The sequence below is a fragment of the Roseateles puraquae genome (assembly GCF_002205845.1).
GTDB lineage: Bacteria > Pseudomonadota > Gammaproteobacteria > Burkholderiales > Burkholderiaceae_C > Pelomonas > Pelomonas puraquae.
Window position 1 is genome coordinate 874067 of record NZ_NISI01000001.1, and the last position, 20852, is coordinate 894918.

Here is a 20852-nt window from a genome sequence, read left to right on the forward strand (position 1 = left end):
ACCGGAGGTCACCCTAGGGCTTTTCGGTGAATGGGTTTTTCGAGGACCGCAGCTCGATCTTCAGCGGCGTGCCCACGAGCTTGTAGTGGGCGCGGATGCGGCCTTCGAGATAGCGCTTGTAGACCTCGGTGACCCCCTCCAGCGCATTGCCGTGGATGACGACGATGGGCGGGTTCTGGCCACCCTGGTGGGCGTAGCGCAACTTGGGGCGGGAAACACCCGCGCGCTTGGGCTGCTGGTGCTCCACGGCCTCCTGGATGAGGCGGGTCAGCACCGGCGTGGTCATCTTGCGGTAGGCCGACGCGTAGGCATCGGCCATCGCGTTCCACAGCGCCGACAAGCCCTGGCGCTTGAGCGCCGAGATCTGATGCATCGGCGCGAACTTCAGGAAGGCCAGGCGCTGCTCGATCTGGCGCTTGAGCGTCTCGCGCTGGTAGCTGTCGACGGCATCCCACTTGTTGACGGCCAGCACCACCGCGCGGCCGCTGTCGAGGATGTAGCCGGCAATGTGGGCATCCTGATCGGTCACGCCTTGTGTGGCGTCCAGCAGCAGCAGCACGACGTGGGCATCCGCAATCGCCTGCAGCGTCTTGACGACCGAGAACTTCTCGATGGCTTCGAAGACCTTGCCCTTGCGACGCAGGCCTGCGGTGTCGATGAGCTTGAACTTCTGGCCATTGCGCTCGAAGTCCACCGCGATCGCATCACGGGTCGTGCCCGGCATGTCGAAGGCGACCAGGCGCTCCTCGCCCAGCCACGTGTTGATCAAGGTGCTCTTGCCGACATTGGGCCGACCCGCGACCGCCAGGCGGATGACGCCCTCGTCCTTCGCATCCTCGTCACGCTCGGTGGCGTCGAAAGGCTCCAGCACCGCGTCCAGCAGGCTGCGGATGCCCTGGCCGTGGGCCGACGAGATCGGATGAGGCTCGCCCATGCCGAGCTCATGGAACTCGGCCAGCAAAGGCGAGTCGACCATGCCTTCGGCCTTGTTGACCGCCAGGTGCACGCGCTTGTTGACGCTGCGCAGGTAGCGCGCGATCTCGCTGTCGTGCGCCGACAGGCCCAGGCGGATGTCGACGACGAAGATGACTGCGTCGGCTTCAGCGACGGCCTGCTTGGTCTGCTTGGCCATCTCCTTGACGATGCCGGTCGTGCTGTCGGGCTCGAAGCCGCCGGTGTCGATGACGATGAACTCGCGGTCGCCCAGGCGGCCGTCGCCGTAGTGGCGGTCGCGCGTCAGGCCGGCGAAGTCGGCCACGATGGCATCGCGCGACTTCGTCAGGCGGTTGAACAGGGTCGACTTGCCCACGTTGGGGCGTCCGACGAGTGCGATGACGGGTTTCATTCGGCCTTGATGGCGAACAGGCCGCCGTTCTTGGTGGCCACCAGCGCGGTGTCACCCTGCAAGGCCAGCGTCACGATGGCGGAGCCGTCGGTGGCCAGGCGCGAACGCGTCTTGCCCGTCTCACGGTCCAGCAGATGGACCTGGCCCTCGAAGTCACCGATGAGCACCTGCTTGTTGAGCAGCAGCGGTGCAGACAGCTTGCGACGCTGGAACTGGTCGGCCGACCAGGCCAGGTCACCATTGGCCAGCTTCCAGGCCGACAGACGGTCAGAGGCATCACCGGCCACAACCACCTGGTCGTCCGCCCCGATGCCGTTGGCGCCACCGACCACGCGGTTCCACAGTGCGCTGCCGCGCTCAGCGTTCACGCAGCCGACCGACGATTGGAAGGCGCGCGCGCACAGCAACTCGCCCTGGCGCACCGCAGGCCCCACCAAATCCGCCAGGCGCTCGACTTCGTTCGTGCCGCGCGGCGTGGCCACGCTGGCTTCCCAGCGCAGCTGGCCCTTGAGCGGGTCCACACCCGCCAGGCGCGGGCCTTGCCCGACGATCAGCGTGTCCTTGTAGGCCATCAGCACGCCGGCCTTGGCCAACGTGAGGGGCTCACCCGGGCGCTTGAGTTCCCAGATCTTGCGGCCATCCAGCGCATCGAAGGCCAGCACCTGGCGGTCCAGCGTCAGCGCAAACACGCGCTCGCCCGCCACCAGCGGCGCCGCCACGACCGGCGTCGGCAAAGCCTTCTTCCAGACCACCTTGCCCGCGTCCAGCACGACAAGCTCGTTGTCGCGATTGACGACGGCGGCAAATCGGCCATCGCTGCCCACGCCGGCGGCAAGCTTGCTGCCGGCATCACCGCGCCACAGCTCGCGCCCGTCGGCCGCAGCCAGCGCGCGCACGGCGCCATCACTGCTGGCCACCACGAAGCGGTCGACCGGCGTCGCGATGCTCAGCGGGAAGTTGATGTTGTCGCCCTTGCTGCTCCAGACGATGCGGCCGGTGGCCGGGCCAGAGAGGGTCTCCAGCGCCGCCGGCTTGTTCTTGTCGTCGCCGAACCAGGAGTTCCAGGTCGAGCTGATCGTCGAGCAACCCGCCAGCGAAGCCGACAGGGCGACGACCAAGGCCGAGGTCAGGACGCGGCGCTTCATTGCGCAGCTCCGGCGGCTTCGATCGCCGTGGGCACGCCAAGCGTCGCCAGCTTGGCTTCGACGATGCGGCGATAGTCCTGCGTCTTGTCGATGGCAGCCAGGGCCTTCTGATACTCGGCCTTGGCGGCGTCACGCTTGTCCTGCAGCAGCAGCAGGTCGCCGCGGCGGTCGGCCACCAGGCCGGCAAACTCCGGCGCCTTCACGGCGTCCAGCGACTTGGCGGCGTCGTCATAGGCCTTGGCATCGATCTGCAGGCCGGCCAAACGCAGGCGGGCCAGGTCGCGGTAGGGGGCGCCCTCGGCGCCGTGCTCGGCCACCCAGGCCAGGCTCTGGCGGGCGTCGTCGAGCTTGTCCTTGTCCAGCTGGAGCTTGGCGACCTGCAGGCCAGCCTGAGCCGCATAGGCGGTGCCGGCAAAGCGGGACTTCAGGTCAGCGGCAGCCACGGCGGCCTTGTCCAGGTCCTGGGCATTCAGGGCGCGATCGAATTCTTCGTACATCGCGGCGGCCTTGGCGGCCTGGTCGCGCTGGTACCAATTCCAGCCCTGCCAGGCGGCGAAGGCGGCAAGCGCGATCGTGATCAGCCACGTGATGAGGTTGCCCCAGCGCTTCCAGAACGCTTTGACTTGTTCAAGTTGTTCTTGTTCTTCGAGGTCGAGATGGGCTGCCATGGGAGGAACTTGTCGAGAAAGGGGCTCAGAAGGCCCGGGATTATGCGGGGAGCAGGTCGGTCGCCCAGGTCGCCACGTCGGCGAGCGGTCGGCTCACCTGTTCAGCGCCATCGCGCAGCGACTTGACCGCCACCTCGCCGCGCGCGAGCTCATCGCCGCCGAACACCAGTGCGAAGCGAGCGCCGGAGGCATCGGCCTTCTTGAACTGCGACTTGAACGAGCCACCGCCGCCGTGCATCTGCACCGCCACGCCCGCGGCACGCAGGGCCTCCAGCGTGGGCAGGATGCGCGGCAGGTCGGCCGGCTCGGGCACGACGGCGTAGACATCGGGTGCCGCTGCGGGCGCCTGCAGGTTCAGGGTTTCGAGCAGCAACAGCAGGCGCTCCAGGCCCATGCCGAAGCCGACGGCCGGCGCCGGCTTGCCGCCGAGTTGCTCGATCAGGCCGTCGTACCGGCCGCCCGCGCAGACCGTGCCCTGGGCACCGAGCTTGTCGGTGACCCATTCGAAGACGGTGAGGTTGTAGTAGTCCAGGCCCCGCACCAGGCGCGGGTTGATGCGATAGGCCAGGCCGACCGAATCCAGCAGCGCGCGCACACCGTTGAAGTGCGCGAGGGACTCGGCGCCGAGAAAGTCCAGCAGCTTCGGGGCCCCTTCGGCCATGGACTGCATCGCCGGGTTCTTGGTGTCCAGCACGCGCAGCGGGTTGCTGTACATGCGGCGCTGGGCTTCTTCGTCGAGCACGCCCTTGTGCTGCTCCAGGTAGGCAATGAGGGCCTCGCGGTGGGCGCGGCGCTCGTCCGGCTGGCCCAGGCAGTTGATCTCGAGCGTGACGTCCTCGCCCTCCTTCAGGCCGAGTTCGCGCCACAGCGTGCGCGCCAGCAGGATGACTTCCGCGTCGACGTCAGGGCCGGCAAAGCCCAGCGCCTCGATGCCCATCTGGTGGAACTGCCGGTAGCGGCCCTTTTGCGGCTTCTCGCGGCGGAACATCGGGCCGATGTAATACAGGCGCCGGGCACTGTCACGCAGGTAGCTGTGCTCGATCATGGCGCGCACCACACCGGCCGTGCCCTCGGGGCGCAGCGCCAGATGTTCGGCCTGGCCATGCTTGTCGGCGCGGTCTTCGAAGGCGTACATCTCCTTCTCGACGATGTCGGTCACCTCGCCGATACCGCGCACGAAGAGCGCCGTGGGCTCGACGATGGGCACGCGAACGTTTTGGTAACCGTAGCGCTGCAGCACGCTGCGCATCTTGGCCTCCAGCCATTCCCAACGCGCCGACTCCGGCGGCAGGATGTCGTTCATGCCCTTCACCGCCTGCAGCGGCTGGACTTTCTTGCTTTCAGTCATGGGGTGCTGTCTCAGGCCGCGGTGGCCTTGGCGCCGAAGCGCTTCTCGATGTAGTTCTCGACCAGGGCGTGGAACTCCTGCGCGATGTTGTCGCCGCGCAGGGTCACGGCCTTCTCGCCGTCGATGAAGACGGGTGCCGCCGGCGCCTCGCCGGTACCGGGCAGGCTGATGCCGATGTCGGCATGCTTGCTCTCGCCGGGGCCGTTGACGATGCAGCCCATGACGGCCACCTTCATCTCTTCCACGCCGGGATACTTGTTGCGCCACACCGGCATCTGCAGGCGCAGGAAGTCGTCGATCTGCTTGGCCAGCTCCTGGAAGGTGGTGCTGGTCGTGCGGCCACAGCCCGGGCAGGCCGTGACGCTCGGGTTGAAGTGCCGCAAGCCCAGGGCCTGCAGGATCTCCAGCGCCACCACCACCTCTTGTGTGCGCGCCTCGCCCGGCTGCGGCGTGAGGCTGACGCGGATGGTGTCGCCAATGCCCTCCTGAGCCAGGATGCCCAGCGCGACGGACGAAGCCACCGTGCCCTTCGTCCCCATGCCAGCCTCAGTCAGGCCCAGATGCAGCGCGTAGTCGCAGCGGCGGGCCAGCTCGCGGTAGACCGAGATCAGGTCCTGCACGCCGCTGACCTTGCAGCTGATGATGATGTTGTCGGGGTTGTAGCCGAGCTCGCGCGCATAGGCCGCCGAGGTCAGCGCCGATTCAACAAGCGCCTGGTACATGACCGGCTTGGCGCCCCAGGGCTGGGCGCGGCGGGCGTTCTCGTCCATGAACTGCGCGAGCAGCTCCTGGTCGAGGCTGCCCCAGTTGACGCCGATGCGCACGACCTTGTCGTACTTCATGGCCGCTTCGATCATCTGGGCGAACTGCTTGTCCTTCTTCTCGCCCTTGCCGACGTTGCCGGGGTTGATGCGGTACTTGGACAGCGCCTGGGCCATGGCCGGGTACTCGGTCAGCAGGCGGTGGCCGTTGTAGTGGAAGTCGCCCACCAGCGGCACATCGATGCCCATGCGGTCGAGCTGCTCGCGGATGTAGGGCACCTGCTCGGCGGCCTCGGGCGTGTTGACCGTGATGCGCACCATCTCCGAGCCGGCAATCGCCAGCTCCTTGACCTGGATGGCAGTGCCGATGGCATCCACCGTGTCGGTGTTGGTCATCGACTGCACGCGCACCGGGGCGTCGCCGCCGATGGTCACGACGCGATTCCCCCAGACGACGCGTGCCTGGCGGCTCTTGCGCGGCGCGGGCGCCGCCTCGGGGATGATCCATTCGCTCATCAATTCAACTCCAGTCGAGCGACGTTGTTGTTGCCGCGCGCGGCCAAGTCGACGGCAGCGCCGCGCCACTCCACGCGCGTGCCGCGGACATTGCCGACGCGCACCTTGTACGGCGCCGCGCCGCTGAATTCCTGCTGTTCGCCTTCACGCAACACGCGGGACAGCAGCACCTGGCCCTGGGCGTCAGCCACCTCGATCCAGGTCTCGGCCGTGGCCGTCAGGCGCAGCGTGCTGCCGCCGGTGGCGGTGATCGTCGGCTTGGGCGAGGACGCCGCGGCCACGGCGGGCGGCGGCGGCACGTCGCGCACCTGCAAAGGCGCGGAAGCCACGGGCAGCGGGCCGGGCGCGGAAGGCGTCGCCACCGGCACGGGCACTGTCGACGCGGCGCTGGCGGCCGGCAGGGAGGTGGCGGGCGCCGGGACAAACTCCGACGGCACGCTGGCGGCGGTGGTCACCACGATGCTGGATGCCGCAGCCCCAGGCGCTGCCAGCGAGGCTTCCCGCTCGGCAATCCAGCCGGCGGGCATCCAGTACACCGCTGCCGCAGCAAGCAGCAGCAGGGCCGGCCCCCACACCACCGGGCGAGCGAGCACGGCAAGACCGGAGCCGTCCATGGCGCTGCCGGCGTTGCGTTCGCGGAAGGGCTGGTTCAGGCCCTGGCGCACATCCAGACCCAGCTCACTGGTGCGAGGCAGCAGGGCCAGCACGGGCGCGGGGTCGACCTTGAGCGCGCGGCACATGGCCGTGGCCAAGGCGCGGGCGAAGGTCGCGTCGGGCAACTGGTCGAAGCGGTCGGCCTCCAGGGCCTCCAGCTTGGCCTGGGGCACCTTGAGCATGACGGCCAGCGCTGCGATGTGCAGGCCGCGCTGCTGGCGGACGTTGCGCAGCCACGCGCCGGCGCTGGTGGCCGCTGGCGGGTTGCGTCCCTCGGACATGGATTCCATCGTCTGGTCGTTCTTGTTATGGGGCGCCATGCGGCTCAGTCTTCGAAGCGGCCGGTGTCCAGCTGCTGGGTCTCGGGCGACTGCGGATGCTTGCGGCGCAGTTGCAGGGACAGATCGTCCACCGCGCTGGTATTGCCGGTCTTGCGCTCGATGCGCAGCTGCAACCACAAGCTCTGGGCATTGGCCTGATCCGGCTGGCTGTTCACCCGCTTCACGTAGAAGCGGGCGCGCTCGTACTCGGCGTTGCGGTAGAGCACTTCGGACAGGTTGACCGCGATGACGGGGCTGGCCGGGTCGAGTTCGAAGGCACGCAGCAGCGTCTTCTCGGCCACCAGCAAGCGACCGGAACGTGCCTCGCAAACCCCCTTGGCGAGCAGCGTGCGGGCGGGCGCGCGATAGCTGGGCTGGGAGAGGGCCTGGTCGAACAAGGCATCGGCCGTCTGCCAGCGCTGCTGCTGGCACAAGAACCAGCCGTAGTTGTGCAAGGTGTCGGGGTCGCCGGGGTAAACGGCCAGGGCACGACGAAACGCCTCTTCGGCCAGCTGGCTGTCGCCCATGGCGGCGTAGATCAGGCCGCGCAGGTTGACGGCTTCCCGCATGTCGGGCTTGGCCTGCAGCGCGAGCTTGAGCTCGTCCAGCGCCGTGTTGAGCTGCCCGCGGGAAAAGTAGCCCTGGGCCAGCTCCAGGCGAATGGCCGCCCGGCGGTCGCCATCGGTCTGGTCGGAATCGGTCTTGATCTCCCGGTTGGCACTGGGGCCGGTGCCGGCGCAGGCCGCCAGCAGGAGAGCAGTGAGTGCGATCGTCAGGGTAGGCAGCAGGCGCTTCATCAAATCCTCGAGGGGTGGCGTCACCCGGATTTGGCCACCGTCACGGGGGCCCTGACCATGCGGATATGCGCGCGGGTGCGGTCCTGCACCTCACCCGCCAACTGGCCGCAAGCGGCATCGATGTCGTCACCGCGTGTCTTGCGCACGGTGGTGACGATGCCGGCCTGGATCAGCACTTCGGCAAAGGCCTGCACCCGCGCGTTGGTGCTGCGCGTGAGGCCCGACGCCGGGAAGGGGTTGAACGGGATGAGATTGAGCTTGCAGCTCACCTTGTTCCTGAGCAGCCGCACCAGCTCCATCGCCTGCTCGGGCGAATCGTTCACCTCTTGCAGCATGCAGTACTCGAAGGTGATGAAGTCGCGCGGCGCCTTCTCGAGATAGCGGTTGCAGGCCGCCAGCAGTTCGTCGATCGGGTACTTCTTGTTCAACGGCACGAGCTGGTCGCGCAGGGGGTCGGTCGGCGCGTGCAGGCTCACCGCCAGCGCCACCGGGCAGTCCTCGCGCAGCCGGTCGATCATGGGTACGACGCCCGAGGTGGACACCGTCACCCGGCGGCGGCTCAGGCCGTAGCCGTGGTCGTCCAGCATGGTCTTGAGCGCCGGGACAAGCTGGTCGTAGTTCTGCAGCGGCTCGCCCATGCCCATCATCACCACGTTGGAGATGACGCGCTCGGTGGTGTTCTGGCGCCGGCGCAGGTTGTGCTCGGCAAACCAGAGCTGGGCCACGATCTCAGCCGTGGTCAGGTTGCGGCTGAAGCCTTGATGGCCGGTCGAGCAGAAGCGGCAGCCCACGGCACAGCCGGCCTGGCTGGAGACGCACAGCGTGCCCCGGTCGTCTTCGGGGATGAACACGGCCTCGACGGCATTGCCCGCGCCGACATCGAACAGCCACTTGATGGTGCCGTCCGCGGAGACATGCTCGGAGATGACGTCCAGCCCCCGGATGACCGCGCGGCCGGCGAGCTTCTCGCGCAGGGACTTAGCAAGGTCGGACATCTGATCGAAGTCCGACGCGCCCTTTTGGTGGATCCAGCGGAAGAGCTGGGTCGCACGGAATTTCTTTTCGCCCAGTTGCTCGCAGTAGGCGGCCAGGCCTGGCAGATCGAAACCGAGCAGGTTGACCGCTTGCATACGAACTTCCTGGGCCGGGGTCACCGACCCCGTTAGGGGATCAACGACCAGCGTAGACGTTCATGCCGGGGAAGAAGAAGGCCACTTCAGCAGCGGCCGTCTCGGCGGCGTCGGAGCCGTGCACGGCGTTGGCGTCGATGCTGTCAGCGAAGTCGGCGCGGATGGTGCCCTTCTCGGCCTTCTTGGGGTCGGTCGCGCCCATCAGGTCGCGGTTCTTCAGGATGGCGCCTTCGCCTTGCAGCGCCTGGATCATCACCGGGCCGCTGATCATGAAGTTGACCAGGTCGTTGAAGAAGGGGCGGGCCTTGTGGACGGCGTAGAAGGCTTCAGCCTCGCCACGCGACAGGTGCACCATCTTGGCGGCCACGATCTTCAGACCGGCGGCTTCGAAGCGGGCATAGATCTGGCCGATGACGTTCTTCGCCACGGCATCGGGCTTGATGATGGACAGGGTGGTTTCGATCGCCATGGTGTTCTCCTGGAGGGGCGTATTGGACAAAGCCTGCGATTGTAGCGGGCAGGGATGACCCTAATCGGTCATCCCGCGAGGATCAACGGTTGCGGCCGCCAAAGCCGCCGCCCGAGCGGCCACCGCCGCCCTTGCCGCCCCGCCCGCCGCCGCCACCGCCGCGGCGCAGGAACGCATCACCGCCGATGTAACCGACCGAGGTCTGCATCGGGTCCGGCTCGCGCGGGCCGCCGCCCTTGTTGCCGCCCTTGCCCGGCTTGCTGCCGCCATAGGGGCTGCTGCCGCCGGCACCGAAGCCCTGAGGAAGACCACGCTTGCCGCCCGTGGCGTGGCGGCGGTCGAAGGTCTGCTCCAGCGGATTGATGTGGTGGGGGATGAAGTCGTCATCCTCCTCGTCGTCATCCCGGCGCGGGGCGCGTTCTTCGCGCTGCATGCGCGGCTGCTGCGGCTCGGGCGGGCGGCTCGGACGCGGGCCCACGCCGCTGTGGCGGTCATCGGAGCGACGCTTGTTGCGGTCGCCCTTGCCCCCCTGCCCTTGCTGCTGGCCCTTGCCCTGCGGCTGGCCCTGGCCGGCCTGGCCATTGTGGGAACCATGCCCCGCCAGGCGGCGGATGACGCGAACGTCGTCGTCGCCCAGTTCGACCCACACACCGCGCTTGAGGCCGCGCGGCAGCACCACGGTGCCGTAGCGGATGCGGATCAGGCGACTCACCACCATGCCGACCGCCTCGAACAGCTTGCGCACCTCGCGGTTGCGGCCTTCGGTGATGACGACGCGGTACCAGCGGTTGGCGCCTTCGCCGCCGCCGTCCTCGATGCTCTTGAACGACGCCGTCTGGCCGTCCACGTTCACACCTTCGAGCAGCTTGCTGCGCTGCTCGTCGGACAGCGAGCCCAGCACCCGCGCCGCGTATTCACGCTCGACGCCGAAGCGCGGATGCATCAGCTGGTTGGCCAGTTCGCCCGAATTGGTGAAGAGCAGCAGGCCCTCGGTGTTGATGTCCAGGCGGCCGACGGATTGCCACTTCTGGCCCTGCACGCGCGGTAGCGTGCGGAAGACGGTCGGCCGGCCTTCGGGGTCGTTGAAGGTCGAGACTTCGCCGGTGGGCTTGTGGTACGCCAGGATGCGCGGGTTGGGCGGAGAGATGCGCACACGGACTTCCTTGCCGTTCACACGCACCTTGTCGCCGAAGGAAATGCGCTGGCCGACGTGAGCCACCTCGCCATTCACTTCGATCTTGCCCTCGGCGATCCATTCCTCGATGTCGCGGCGGGAGCCGATGCCGGACTGGGCCAGCACCTTCTGCAGCTTGGGGGCATCGGCGTCCGGGGCCAGCACGCGCTTGCCTTCACCTTCCTCGCCCTCGGCCGAGGCTTCAGCCGGTTCTGGCGCCAGCACGGGCGGCTCGGCAGCCGGACCTTCGGACTCGGCATCCAGCGTGCCCGACAGCACGTCGGCAAAGCGGGCGACGGCAGCCTCGACCAGCTCGGGTGCCAGCACGGGGCCGGCCAGTTCGCCGCCGGCAGTGCCCTGCGCGGCCGCCTGGCGCTCGGCGCGTTCCTTGCGGTTGCGGCGGCGGTTGCGGCCGCGACCACCCCGTTCGCCGTCTTCGCCGCCGGCATCGCTGCCGCCGTCGCCGTCAGCGTCGGCGTCGCCATCGTCATTGCTGTCGACCCGGGCGCCGCCCTCGGCCGCCGCGATCGGCGCGGGTGCAGGCGAAGCGGGCACCTCCGGCGCCAGCGTGAACAGCGGCAAGGGCGCCGGTGCCTCCGCCGGCGTCGGGCCTTGCGCTTCGGCAGCGGCGGCGGTCTTGCGCGGTGCGCGCTTGCGCGCCGGGGCCGGTGCTGCGGCCTCGGCGGCTTCGACTGCCGGCGCGGCTTGCGCGGCAACTTCGGCGACCGCCTCAGCGGCGGGGTCGGCCTTGCGGCGGGTGCGCTTGGCGGGCACCGGTGCCTCGACCGCAGCCGACGCTTCGGCAGGGGCTTCGGCGGCGGCCTCGGCGACCGCGGCCTTCGTCGTGCGACGGCGCTTGGGCGCCGCAGGCGCCTCGGCGTCGGCAGCGTTGGGCAGGGGCTTGTCTTGATCAGCTGCGTCGTTCATGCGGATTCAGGCTGGGTTGCAGGGGGCGGATCATTCAGATCGGTCGGGGGGAGCGCAGGCGTGCCGTCAGCACCGAACAGGCTGCTGGAGGGCACGGGCGGGGCCGCGTGAGATGCGGTCTGCGGCGCCGGCTCAGGCGCGCTGGCCGGCGTAGGTTCAACAAGGGGTTCGCACAGGGCGGCAGGCACTGCCGCTTCGGATGTCTGCGCGGTCGCTGCGTCTTCCAGCACCGCTTCAGGAGCGGCAGCGTCAGAGGCCACGGCCGCCACGGTGACGGGCACCGGGGCAGCTTGCTCGTCCACGGGCGGCTCGGTCGACGGCGCCTCGGTGGCGCCCGTGGCCGCCTGCTGGGCTGGCGCAGCGTCGTCGGCCACGGCCTCAGGCTCCTCGGCGTCGAGCAGTTGGCCCTGCAGCGCCTCGAAGGCCGGCGGCTCGCTGCCCACCTCCAGTGCGGGGAGCTGTTCAAGGCTGGCCAGGCCCAGGTCGTCAAGGAAGGCCTTGGTCGTCGCGTACAGCGCGGGCCGGCCCGGGGTTTCGCGGTGACCGATGGCCTCGACCCAGCCGCGGTCCTCGAGCTGCTTGATGATCTGACTGGCGACGACGACGCCGCGAATGTCTTCGATGTCGCCTCGCGTCACCGGCTGCCGGTAGGCAATGATGGCCAGCGTCTCCATGACCGCACGCGAGTAGCGCGGCGGCTTCTCGGGGTGCAGGCGATCGAGGTACTCGCGCATCTCCGGCCGGCTCTGGAAGCGCCAGCCGGACGCGATGGCCACCAGCTCCACGCCGCGGCCCTCCCAGTCGCGGCTGAGCTCGTCGAGCAGGCTGCGCAGGGTATCGGCGCCGAGTTCGTCGGCGAACAGGCTGCGCAGCTCGCGAAGCGTCAACGGCTGCGAGGCACAGATCAGCGCGGTCTCGAGGACGCGCTTGGCATCCTGGGTATTCATGAACGCAATTGCGCCCTCAATCAGGCCAAGTCTGGCAATCCGCCTGGGCTTCGGCGCTCCCAGCGCTCGTCAAGCCATGCAGACGGGGTCGGTCCGCGCGTCGTCGAGGGGCTCATCAGCCGGCCAGCGGGACGCTTACGGGGTGGTTGACCGGCGGGCGGAAGAACTGCAGACCGCGCGGGTCGCGCCTCAAACGGCGCGCTGGCTGCCACGACAACCGGGGCGCATTGTAGCCCGCTCAATCAGGCAGGTCCGAAGCGCCGATCCCGGCCCAGGCCGAGGCCATGTCGGCAGGCAGCGGCGCGCGCAGGCTGAGCACCTCCCCCGTGACGGGATGGGTGAAGCCCAACCGCGCCGCGTGCAGCGCCTGCCGCACCAGACCCAGGGCCGGCGCGCCGCCGTACAAGGCATCGGCCAGCAGGGGATGGCCGCGGTGGGTCAGGTGCACGCGGATCTGGTGGGTGCGACCGGTGTGCAACACGCAGTGCACCGCGCTCACCGCCCGCCCCTGCACCTCGCCCACGCCCAGCGGATAGACATCGGTGCGGGCCGGCTTGCCGAGGTTGGCGGGGGCCACGGCCATCTTGACGCGCGATACCGGGTCGCGTCGCAAGGCCTGCTCGACGGTCAAGGGCTCCTCGACGCGACCCCAGGTGAGCGCAAGGTACTCGCGGTGCACCTCGCGGGCGGCGATCTGGCGGGTCAGCGCGGTCACGGCTTCCAGTGTCTTGCCCACGACCATCAAGCCGCTGGTGTCCTTGTCCAGCCGATGCACGATGCCCGCACGGGGCAGCCCGGCCGCCGCTGGATGGTGGGCCAGCAGCCCGTTCATGAGCGTGCCTGACCAGTTGCCGGCCGCCGGGTGCACCACGAGACCCGCCGGCTTGTTGACGACGGCCACGTGCTCGTCCTCGTAGACGAAGTCGAGCGCCATCGGCTCGGCCCGGAAGGCACGGCTTTCGTCGGTCGGCTGCAGCTCGACCTCGATGCGCTGGCCGGCACGCAGCTTGTGGGCCGACTTGGTCAACGCCCGCCCGTCCACCTGCACGCAGCCTCGCTCGATGAGGGCCTGCAAATGGTTGCGCGAGAACTCGGGCGCCAGGCCCGTCAGCCAGCGATCCAGCCGCTCGCCATGGCCAGCGGCATCGACCTCGGCAACGCGGCGTTCGACTTCCTGCGCCTCATCGGCCTCCGTCTCGAAGTCTTCTGGAACCCCCACCCTATACTCCGCGTCCATTGTTCCCTGTGACCGGCCGGCAGCATCGCCGTCGACTTCAGACATGTTTGTTGAGAAATTCAAGGCCGGCCGCGTTGTCGCCGGTGCTGTGGTGATGGCGCTTGCGCTCGGCTTGAGCGGCTGCGGCTCCGCGCCCAAGGAGGACCCCAACTCCCAGGCAGCGCTGGACAAATTGTATGCAGACGCCAAGGACGACCTGAACGCCGGCAGCTACGACCGCGCGATCAAGACGCTCGAGAAGATCGAAGGCCGTGCGGCGGGCACGACCATGGGCCAGCAAGCCACGCTCGACGTCGCCTGGGCCTACTACCGCACCGGTGAACGCGCCCAGGCCATCACGACGCTGGACCGCTTCATCAAGCTCAACCCGTCCAGCCCGGCGATGGACTACGCCCTCTACATGAAGGGCATCGTCAACTTCAACGAAGACCTGGGCCTGTTCGGCCGCCTGGCCAATCAAGACGTCGCCGAGCGCGACCAGCAGGCCTCGCGCGAGGCCCTGCTGTCCTTCCGCCAGCTGGTGGAGCAGTTCCCCGACTCCAAGTACTCCGCCGACGCGTCCCTGCGCATCAACTTCATCACGAACACGCTGGCCGCCTACGAGATCCACGTGGCGCGCTACTACTTCAACCGCAAGGCCTACGTGGCCGCGGCCAACCGCGCGCAGTCAGCAGTGGCGGAGTTCCAGCATGCGCCCGGCATCGAGGAAGGCCTGTTCATCATGGCGGAGAGCTACGACAAGCTGGGTCTGGACCAACTCCGCGACGACGCCCGCCGTGTGTTGGACAAGAACTTCCCCGACAGCCAGTACGCCAGCGGCAACGCCGGCAAGCGCAAGCCCTGGTGGCAGCTCTGGTGATGTGAATCGGACGGGCCTTCGGGCCCGTTTCCGCTTTTTGGGCTGGCTTTTGGGCCGGCCGTGATGGCCCGGGTGTCCGTCAGCCGCGCGCCTGATGCAGCTGCTGCAACCAGGCGAGCGCCTCGGCCTCGTTGGCCACCGGCGTCATCGGCGGCAGGGCGGCGCGAAGTCGGCGGCCGTAATTCATGCCGGCCATGCGCGGGTCGCACACCACCAGCAAGCCGCGGTCGATCTCGGTACGGATGAGCCGGCCGGCGCCCTGCTTCAAGGCGATGGCGGCCTCGGCCACGAAGTACTCGGCAAAGGCATTGCGACCCTGCGCCTCCAGCCGCTGCACACGGGCCTCCACCAGGGGGTCGTTGGGCGGCGGAAAGGGCAGCTTGTCGATGACGACGCATTGCAGCGCATCCCCCGGCACGTCAATGCCTTCCCAGAAGCTGGCTGACCCGACCAGCACCGACGCCGGATCGTCCAGGAAGCGTTGCAGCAGCAACCGCTTGGGCAGCGCCCCCTGCTGCAGCACGGTGATGGCATCGCCGGCTTCCTCGAAGCGCTCTCGCAGCGCGTCAGCCACCGTCTGCAGATTGCGCAGCGTGGTGGTCAGCACAAAGGTACGGCCGCCCAGGGCCCGCGCCAGGCGCGAAGCCAGCAGCGCGACGCTGGCCGGGTGGTGCGGCTCGCTCGGTTTGGGAAAGCCGCGCGGCACGTAGAGGCGGGCATTCGCCGGGTAGTCGAAGGGGCTGCCCACGCGCAGCACCTCGGCGTCGCCCAAGCCCGCAGGCTCGGTGAACCAGGTCAGGCCTTCGTCATCGCCCAGCGTGGCGGAGGTGAACACCCAGGCCTTGGGCGCGGCTTCCAGTTGCTGCTGCATCGCCTCGCGGATGTCCAGCGGCGACTCGACCAGGCGGGCGGCATGCGGACTGATGTCGATCCAGCGCACATCACCCGGGTCGGGCTCGGCGGCAAAGACACGGGCCAGGTCGCGCAACATCTGTGCGCGCTCGCAGAGCCGGGCAAAGTCGGGTGAGGCCTCACGCACCGCCGTCAAGGCCTCCAGCGCCGCGGCCGTGGCGTTCTCGACGCCCGCCAATGCCTCGCCGAAGGCCGGTTGGGCCGCCCTCTCCTTCCATGCGAGCTTGAGCGTGCCGCGCAGCTCTCGCCCGCCGGTCGCGAGCGCGCCGGCAGCGGCCAGGCGCAACTCGCGCGCCGCCTTCTCGACGCCGGCCTGTAGCGCCTGCCAATCGTTCACGCCCCGCGCATGGGCCAGGCCCTGGGCAAGCAGGTCTCGGGCAAAGTCGATCAAGGCCGCCGTGCCGAGCAGCGTGCCGAGGAACTGCACGCCCGCTTCCGCCAGTTGGTGGGCCTCGTCGAAGATGGCGATCTCCACACTGGGCAGCAGCTCCGCCACGCCGGTGTCGCGCAGCGTCATGTCGGCGAAGAAGAGATGGTGGTTGACCACCACCACATCGGCCTCCATCGCCTCGCGCCGCGCCTTCACCACGAAGCAGGCCTTCCAGTCAGGGCACTCCTGGCCCAGGCAGTTCTCCCGGCTGGAGCTGACGATGGGAATGATGGGCGAGCGCTCATCCAGGCCGTCGATCTCGGCGAAGTCGCCGGTCGTGGTGCCAAGCGCCCAGCGCTCGATGCGCGCCAGTGACAGTGCGGTACGGCGGTCGGGAAACTCACCCGACACCCGGGCTTCTTTCATGCGATGCAGGCACAGATAGCTGCCGCGGCCCTTCAGCAAGGCCAGACGCACGGGGGTGTTGAGCGCCTTGGCCAGGCGTGGCAGGTCGCGCAGGAAGAGCTGGTCCTGCAGGCTCTTGGTGGCAGTGCTGATCAAGGCCCGGCTGCCGGCCAGCAGCGCAGGCACCAGGTAGGCGAAGGTCTTGCCGACGCCGGTGCCCGCCTCCACCACCAGCGCCTGTCGCCGGCTCAGGGCGCGCGCCACGGCGCGGCTCATGTGCAGCTGCGGCGCGCGGGGCTTGTAGCCGGGGTCCAGCCTGGCCAGTGGCCCTGATTCGTCAAAGGCCGCGAGCACCGACTGCTCCAGTTCGTCAGCCGCCGGCGGCGCGGCCGGCGTGGCCTGGTCGAGCGCGTCGAGCCAGTCGTCCAGGTCAGGCGAGGTCATCGGGCGCGGTGCTCGCTTCCAGGCGGGTGATCATGTCGCGCAGCGCCAGCCGGCGCTTCTTGAGACGCTGCAGGGCCAGCTCGTCCAGCGGCGTCTGCTCGACCAGGCGGTCGATCATGGCGTCCAGATCGGCGTGCTCGATGCGCAGCTCGATGAGCCGCCGCGTCAACGAGTGAAGTTCTTCATCCATCCGGGGGGGAGCACAGGCGTCAATGCGCGGGACAGGGGTAGCGGGCCAGTATAGTTTTCGGCATGGTTTCTCCTTCCGCCGTCGGCTTCCGACTCAGCGCCGCCACGGGCACCCACCGCGGTGACCGCGCCTACCAACAAGACCAGGTGGCGGTCATCCCGCATCCGCGCATCGCGGGCTGCGTGATGGGCGTCGTGGCCGATGGCATGGGGGGCAAGAGCGGCGGTCGCAAGGCGGCCGACCAGGTCATCCTGACGGCGCGGCAGCTCTTCGAGCGCTACTCACCGGAGGACGAGCTGCCCGAGGAGCTGCTGAGCCAGATCACCTCGGAATCGCACCTGATGATCAAGCTGACCGCGATTTCCGCCGAAGAGGAGCCGCACAGCACGATCGCGGCGTTCGTCGTCACCGCGGACCGCTGCGCGCACTGGATCCACTCCGGCGACTCCCGCATCTATTGGTTCCGCGGCGCTCGTCTGGTCAAGCGCACCATGGACCATTCCTACGTGCAGCGCCTGGTGGACGAGGGTCAACTCACCGAAGCCGAGGCCAGCTCCCACCCGCAAAGCAACCTGCTGACTGCCTGCCTGGGCACCGTGCAGGAGCCCACCGCCACCACCGAGCGCCTGGAGGGGCTGGAAGTCGGCGACACCCTGATGTGCTGCAGCGACGGCCTGTGGCACTACTTCACCCCGCAGGAACTCGGCAGCGTGCTCTACAGCCTGCCCCCGCGCGAGGCCGCCGAGCTGCTGGTCAGCAAGGCCCGCCAGCGCGCCCGCGGCGGCGGCGACAACCTGTCGCTGGCCATCGTGAAGGTCGAGAACCTGGAGTAAGCCGAGGGCCAGCCGCCGTCAACGCGACGCGGCCGACGCCGCCGGGACGCCCGGAACCGGCAAGGGCGCTGCGGGTGGACGCAGGCGGTTCTTCTGTTTGGCCTCGTGCTCGGCCACACGCTGCTGCTGGCGCGCCAGCCTCTCCTGCGCCTGGGCGCGGCGATGGGCGGCTTCAGCCTCGGCCTGGCGCTCGGCTTCGCGCTGGGCTTTGACGGCCTGCTCCGGGCTGCGCGCGCGGGTGCGGGCGGGGTGGGAGGCTGCGGGCATCGGCGCCGAGGGCACCAGACGTTCGGGCCGTTGGCCGGCCTCGGCCGACGCCGCCTGCTCGCGTTCCTTCACACGCTGGGCCTGGGCCGCCGCGCGGTCGCGTCGCTCCTGCGCGGCGAGTTCATGTTCACGGGCCACCACCGGGGCCAGGGCTTCCCGCTGGCGCTGCTGCAGGTCTTCCAGGCAGGCCGAGACCGCAAAACGTTGCTCGCACTCGGCCTTCTCGCGCGCGAACTGCTGCTCGATGGCCGCGCGCTGGGCCGCGACCTCGGCGCGCGTGGCGGGCTGGGCCGTGGCGCCGGCAGCAAGCAGCACCGACAGCGCAACGGACAAAGGCAGGGCGATGGGGGCAGCCAGCGGTTTCATGTCAGCGAAGTATCGACCTCGCGGCGGGCCAGGGCCAGGTACTCGGCCGAACGCATTTCCTGAAGCCGGGAGACTGTGCGCGGAAACTCGTGCGACAGGGGGCCCTCGGTGTAGAGCTGCTCCGCCGGCACGGCCGCCGAGATGATCAGCTTGACGCGGCGGTCGTAGAGCACGTCCACCAGCCAGGTAAAGCGCCGGGCTTCGCTGGCCAGGCGCACCGGCATCTCGGGCACGTTCGACAGGATGAGGGTATGGAACTGGCTGGCCAGCTCCAGGTAGTCGTTCTGCGAGCGCGGGCCGCCGCACAGCGTCTGGAAGTCAAACCACACCACCCCGCCGGCACGCCGCCGGGCGTAGATCGCGCGGTGCTCGATCATCAGCTTGCGGTCTTCGTCCTGGGCCTCCGCGAGCTGCTCGAAGGCGCGCGTCAGAGCCGCCTCGTTCTCGTCGCTCAACGGGGTCAGGTAGAGCTTCATGTCCTCCAGCGTGCGGCGACGGTAATCGGTGCCGGCGTCGACGTTGATGACCTCCAGGTGGGTCTTGAGCAGCTCGATGGCCGGCAGGATGCGGTCGCGGTGCAAGCCGTTGGGATAAAGCTCGTCCGGGTGGAAGTTGGAGGTCGTGACGATGCTGACGCGGTTGCGGAAGAGCGCATCCAGCAACCGGTGCAGGATCATCGCGTCGGTGACGTCGGCGACATGGAACTCGTCGAAGCAGATGAGGCGGAAGCGCCGCGCGATGCGCTTGCCAAGCTCCTCCAGCGGGTCGGCGATGCCCTTGAGCTCCTGCAGCTCACGGTGCACCTCGCGCATGAACTCATGGAAGTGCAGCCGCGTCTTGCGCGTCAGCGGCACGGCCTGGAAGAAGCAGTCCATCAGGAAGCTCTTGCCCCGGCCCACGCCGCCGTACATGTAGACGCCGCGCGGGATGGGCGGGCGCACCAGCAGCTTGGTGACCGCATTGCTGCGGCGCGACTTGTAGGCCGCCCATTCGTCCTGGCAGCGCTGCAGGGCCTGGATGGCGCGCAACTGGGCCTCGTCGGCCTTGAAGCCGCGCTCCCTGAGGGTTTGCTCGTAAAGCTCGGTGACGGAGGTCATTGGCTTGCTTCAGCCCAAAAACAAAGCCACAGAGTCACAGAGCCACAGAGAGATCGGGATGTCTCTGTGCCTCTGCGTCTCTGTGGCTGTGTCTGGGATCGTCCGATCAGAAGTTCAGCGTGCGCTTGTCGACGGCCAGCGCCGCTTCCTTGGTCGCTTCAGACAGCGACGGGTGGGCGTGGCAGATGCGGGCGATGTCCTCGGCCGAGGCCTTGAACTCCATGGCCACCACGGCTTCCGAGATCAGCTCGGAGGCGAACGGGCCAATGATGTGCACACCCAGGATCTCGTCGGTCGTGGCGTCGGCCAGGAACTTCACGAAGCCCGTGGTATCACCCAGCGCGCGGGCGCGGCCATTGGCCAGGAAGGGGAACTGGCCCGCCTTGTAGGCCACGCCTTCGGCCTTGAGCTGCTGCTCGGTCTTGCCGACCCAGGCGATCTCGGGCGAGGTGTAGATGACCCAGGGGATGGTGTTGAAGTTGACGTGACCGTGCTGGCCGGCGATGCGCTCGGCCACTGCCACGCCTTCTTCCTCCGCCTTGTGCGCCAGCATCGGGCCGCGCACGACGTCGCCAATCGCCCAGACGCCAGGCAGATTGGTCTTGCAGTCGTGGTCGACGACGATGGCGCCGCGGTCATCCAGCTGCAGGCCGACGGCTTCCACGCCCAGGCCGACGGTGTTGGGCACCCGGCCGATCGACACGATCAGCTTGTCGACCTCCAGCGTCTTGGCTTCGCCCTTGGCATCGGTGTAGGCCACGCTCACGCCGGCCTTGCCCGACTTGATCTCGCCGACCTTCACGCCGAGCTGGATGTCCAGGCCCTGCTTCTTGAAGATCTTGGCGGCTTCCTTGGCCACGCTCTCGTCGACCGCGCCGAGGAAGGTCGGCAGGCCTTCGAGCACGGTCACTTCAGCGCCGAGGCGGCGCCAGACCGAACCCATCTCCAGGCCGATGACGCCGGCGCCGATCAGGCCGAGCTTCTTGGGCGTGCTGCCTACGCGCAGCGCGCCGTCGTTGGAGAGGATGGTCTCTTCATCAAACGGCACGCCGGGCAGCGCACGCGCGTTGGAACCCGTGGCCACGATCACCTGCTTGGCGAAGATGACCTCTTCGCCCGCCTTGATCTCGTAGCCGCCGTCCTTGGCCGCGACGAAGCTGCCGCGGCCGTGGAAGAAGGTGACCTTGTTCTTCTTGAACAGGTAGACGATGCCGTCGTTGTTCTGCTTCACGACCTGGTCCTTGCGGGCCAGCATCTTGGCGACGTCGATCTTGACGTTGTCAGCCGTGATGCCGTGGTCGGCGAAGTGGTGGTTCAGCTGCTCGTAGTGCTCGCTGGACTGCAGCAGGGCCTTGGACGGGATGCAGCCGACGTTGGTGCAGGTGCCGCCCAGGGCGGGGCCGCCCTTGTCGTTCTTCCACTCATCGATGCAGGCCGTGTTCTGGCCCAGTTGCGCGGCACGAATGGCCGCGATGTAGCCGCCGGGGCCGCCACCGATAACGACGACGTCGAATTGCTTGGTGCTCATGTGTATTCCTTTTCTGCGCAGAACCCCGCTGGAGCGGGGCGTAGCGAGCGGCTTCAGGGCAAGGCGCGGGTGCCGAGGCACCGGAACGTAGCAGCGCTACGTGAGGATGCTGAGGACGGGACCCGCAACGCCGCCATGGAGCC

Annotated in this window: 19 protein-coding genes; 2 read left to right on the top strand and 17 right to left on the bottom strand. The window is 68.6% G+C overall.

Translation table 11 applies throughout. The features are described from left to right. Positions 1-13: 13 nt before the first annotated feature. From der to CDO81_RS04050, 12 genes are all read right to left on the bottom strand, one after another. Positions 14-1345: a ribosome biogenesis GTPase Der gene (gene der / locus CDO81_RS03995; protein ID WP_088481837.1), complete on the bottom strand. Its 1332-nt coding sequence runs from the start codon at positions 1343-1345 to the stop codon at positions 14-16. Then, complete coding sequence (gene bamB / locus CDO81_RS04000; protein WP_088481838.1) at positions 1342-2490, bottom strand: outer membrane protein assembly factor BamB; 1149 nt, start codon at positions 2488-2490, stop codon at positions 1342-1344. The genes der and bamB overlap by 4 nt, the downstream gene beginning before the upstream one ends. Next, the gene (locus tag CDO81_RS04005) at positions 2487-3158 is read right to left on the bottom strand and encodes a YfgM family protein (RefSeq protein ID WP_088481839.1); all 672 of its coding nucleotides are present in this window, start codon (positions 3156-3158) and stop codon (positions 2487-2489) included. The genes bamB and CDO81_RS04005 overlap by 4 nt, the downstream gene beginning before the upstream one ends. Before the next feature lie 40 nt (positions 3159-3198). Then, positions 3199-4506: a histidine--tRNA ligase gene (gene hisS, locus CDO81_RS04010; protein WP_088481840.1), complete on the bottom strand. Its 1308-nt coding sequence runs from the start codon at positions 4504-4506 to the stop codon at positions 3199-3201. Between the two features lie 11 nt (positions 4507-4517). Further along, positions 4518-5783 (bottom strand): flavodoxin-dependent (E)-4-hydroxy-3-methylbut-2-enyl-diphosphate synthase, encoded by a 1266-nt coding sequence (ispG, locus tag CDO81_RS04015; protein WP_088481841.1) that lies wholly within the window; start codon positions 5781-5783, stop codon positions 4518-4520. Then, positions 5783-6757, bottom strand: coding sequence for a helix-turn-helix domain-containing protein (locus tag CDO81_RS04020; RefSeq protein ID WP_088481842.1), 975 nt, complete (start codon positions 6755-6757; stop codon positions 5783-5785). The genes ispG and CDO81_RS04020 overlap by 1 nt, the downstream gene beginning before the upstream one ends. Positions 6758-6762: 5 nt before the next feature. Next, positions 6763-7554: a type IV pilus biogenesis/stability protein PilW gene (pilW, locus tag CDO81_RS04025; RefSeq protein WP_088481843.1), complete on the bottom strand. Its 792-nt coding sequence runs from the start codon at positions 7552-7554 to the stop codon at positions 6763-6765. 20 nt (positions 7555-7574) lie between these two features. Further along, complete coding sequence (gene rlmN / locus CDO81_RS04030) at positions 7575-8684, bottom strand: dual-specificity RNA methyltransferase RlmN (protein WP_088481844.1); 1110 nt, start codon at positions 8682-8684, stop codon at positions 7575-7577. A gap of 40 nt (positions 8685-8724) precedes the next feature. Then, positions 8725-9153 (bottom strand): nucleoside-diphosphate kinase, encoded by a 429-nt coding sequence (ndk, locus tag CDO81_RS04035; protein WP_088482433.1) that lies wholly within the window; start codon positions 9151-9153, stop codon positions 8725-8727. Positions 9154-9235: 82 nt separating this feature from the next. Beyond that, complete coding sequence (rluB, locus tag CDO81_RS04040; protein ID WP_088481845.1) at positions 9236-11254, bottom strand: 23S rRNA pseudouridine(2605) synthase RluB; 2019 nt, start codon at positions 11252-11254, stop codon at positions 9236-9238. Beyond that, complete coding sequence (scpB, locus tag CDO81_RS28635; protein ID WP_241516831.1) at positions 11251-12201, bottom strand: SMC-Scp complex subunit ScpB; 951 nt, start codon at positions 12199-12201, stop codon at positions 11251-11253. The genes rluB and scpB overlap by 4 nt, the downstream gene beginning before the upstream one ends. A 238-nt stretch (positions 12202-12439) precedes the next feature. Continuing rightward, on the bottom strand, positions 12440-13438 hold the full coding sequence (locus tag CDO81_RS04050) for an RluA family pseudouridine synthase (protein ID WP_088481846.1): 999 nt from the start codon (positions 13436-13438) through the stop codon (positions 12440-12442). Between the two features lie 43 nt (positions 13439-13481). Between CDO81_RS04050 and CDO81_RS04055 the strand changes: the two genes are divergently transcribed. After that, entirely contained in the window at positions 13482-14297 is an 816-nt protein-coding gene (locus CDO81_RS04055) for an outer membrane protein assembly factor BamD (RefSeq protein WP_088481847.1), read from the top strand. A gap of 79 nt (positions 14298-14376) precedes the next feature. Here the strand turns inward: CDO81_RS04055 and CDO81_RS04060 are convergent, their stop codons facing one another. Further along, positions 14377-16428 (bottom strand): DNA repair helicase YoaA, encoded by a 2052-nt coding sequence (locus CDO81_RS04060; RefSeq protein WP_088481848.1) that lies wholly within the window; start codon positions 16426-16428, stop codon positions 14377-14379. After that, positions 16415-16618, bottom strand: coding sequence for a YdcH family protein (locus tag CDO81_RS04065; RefSeq protein WP_088481849.1), 204 nt, complete (start codon positions 16616-16618; stop codon positions 16415-16417). The genes CDO81_RS04060 and CDO81_RS04065 overlap by 14 nt, the downstream gene beginning before the upstream one ends. A gap of 62 nt (positions 16619-16680) precedes the next feature. On the opposite strand from CDO81_RS04065, the gene CDO81_RS04070 reads away from it, so the two are divergent. Further along, a complete protein-coding gene (locus CDO81_RS04070; RefSeq protein WP_088481850.1) occupies positions 16681-17451 on the top strand; it encodes a PP2C family protein-serine/threonine phosphatase in 771 nt (256 codons plus the stop codon). A gap of 18 nt (positions 17452-17469) precedes the next feature. Here the strand turns inward: CDO81_RS04070 and CDO81_RS04075 are convergent, their stop codons facing one another. The 3 genes from CDO81_RS04075 to lpdA form a co-directional block, all read right to left on the bottom strand. Then, positions 17470-18084 carry a hypothetical protein gene (locus CDO81_RS04075; RefSeq protein ID WP_088481851.1) on the bottom strand — a complete coding sequence of 205 codons (615 nt, stop codon included), beginning with the start codon at positions 18082-18084 and terminating at the stop codon, positions 17470-17472. After that, positions 18081-19181, bottom strand: coding sequence for a cell division protein ZapE (gene zapE / locus CDO81_RS04080; RefSeq protein ID WP_088481852.1), 1101 nt, complete (start codon positions 19179-19181; stop codon positions 18081-18083). Before zapE ends, CDO81_RS04075 begins: the two co-directional genes overlap by 4 nt. A 106-nt stretch (positions 19182-19287) precedes the next feature. Then, positions 19288-20709, bottom strand: a complete 1422-nt coding sequence (gene lpdA, locus CDO81_RS04085) for a dihydrolipoyl dehydrogenase (RefSeq protein WP_088481853.1) — start codon at positions 20707-20709, stop codon at positions 19288-19290. Between the last annotated feature and the right edge of the window lie 143 nt (positions 20710-20852).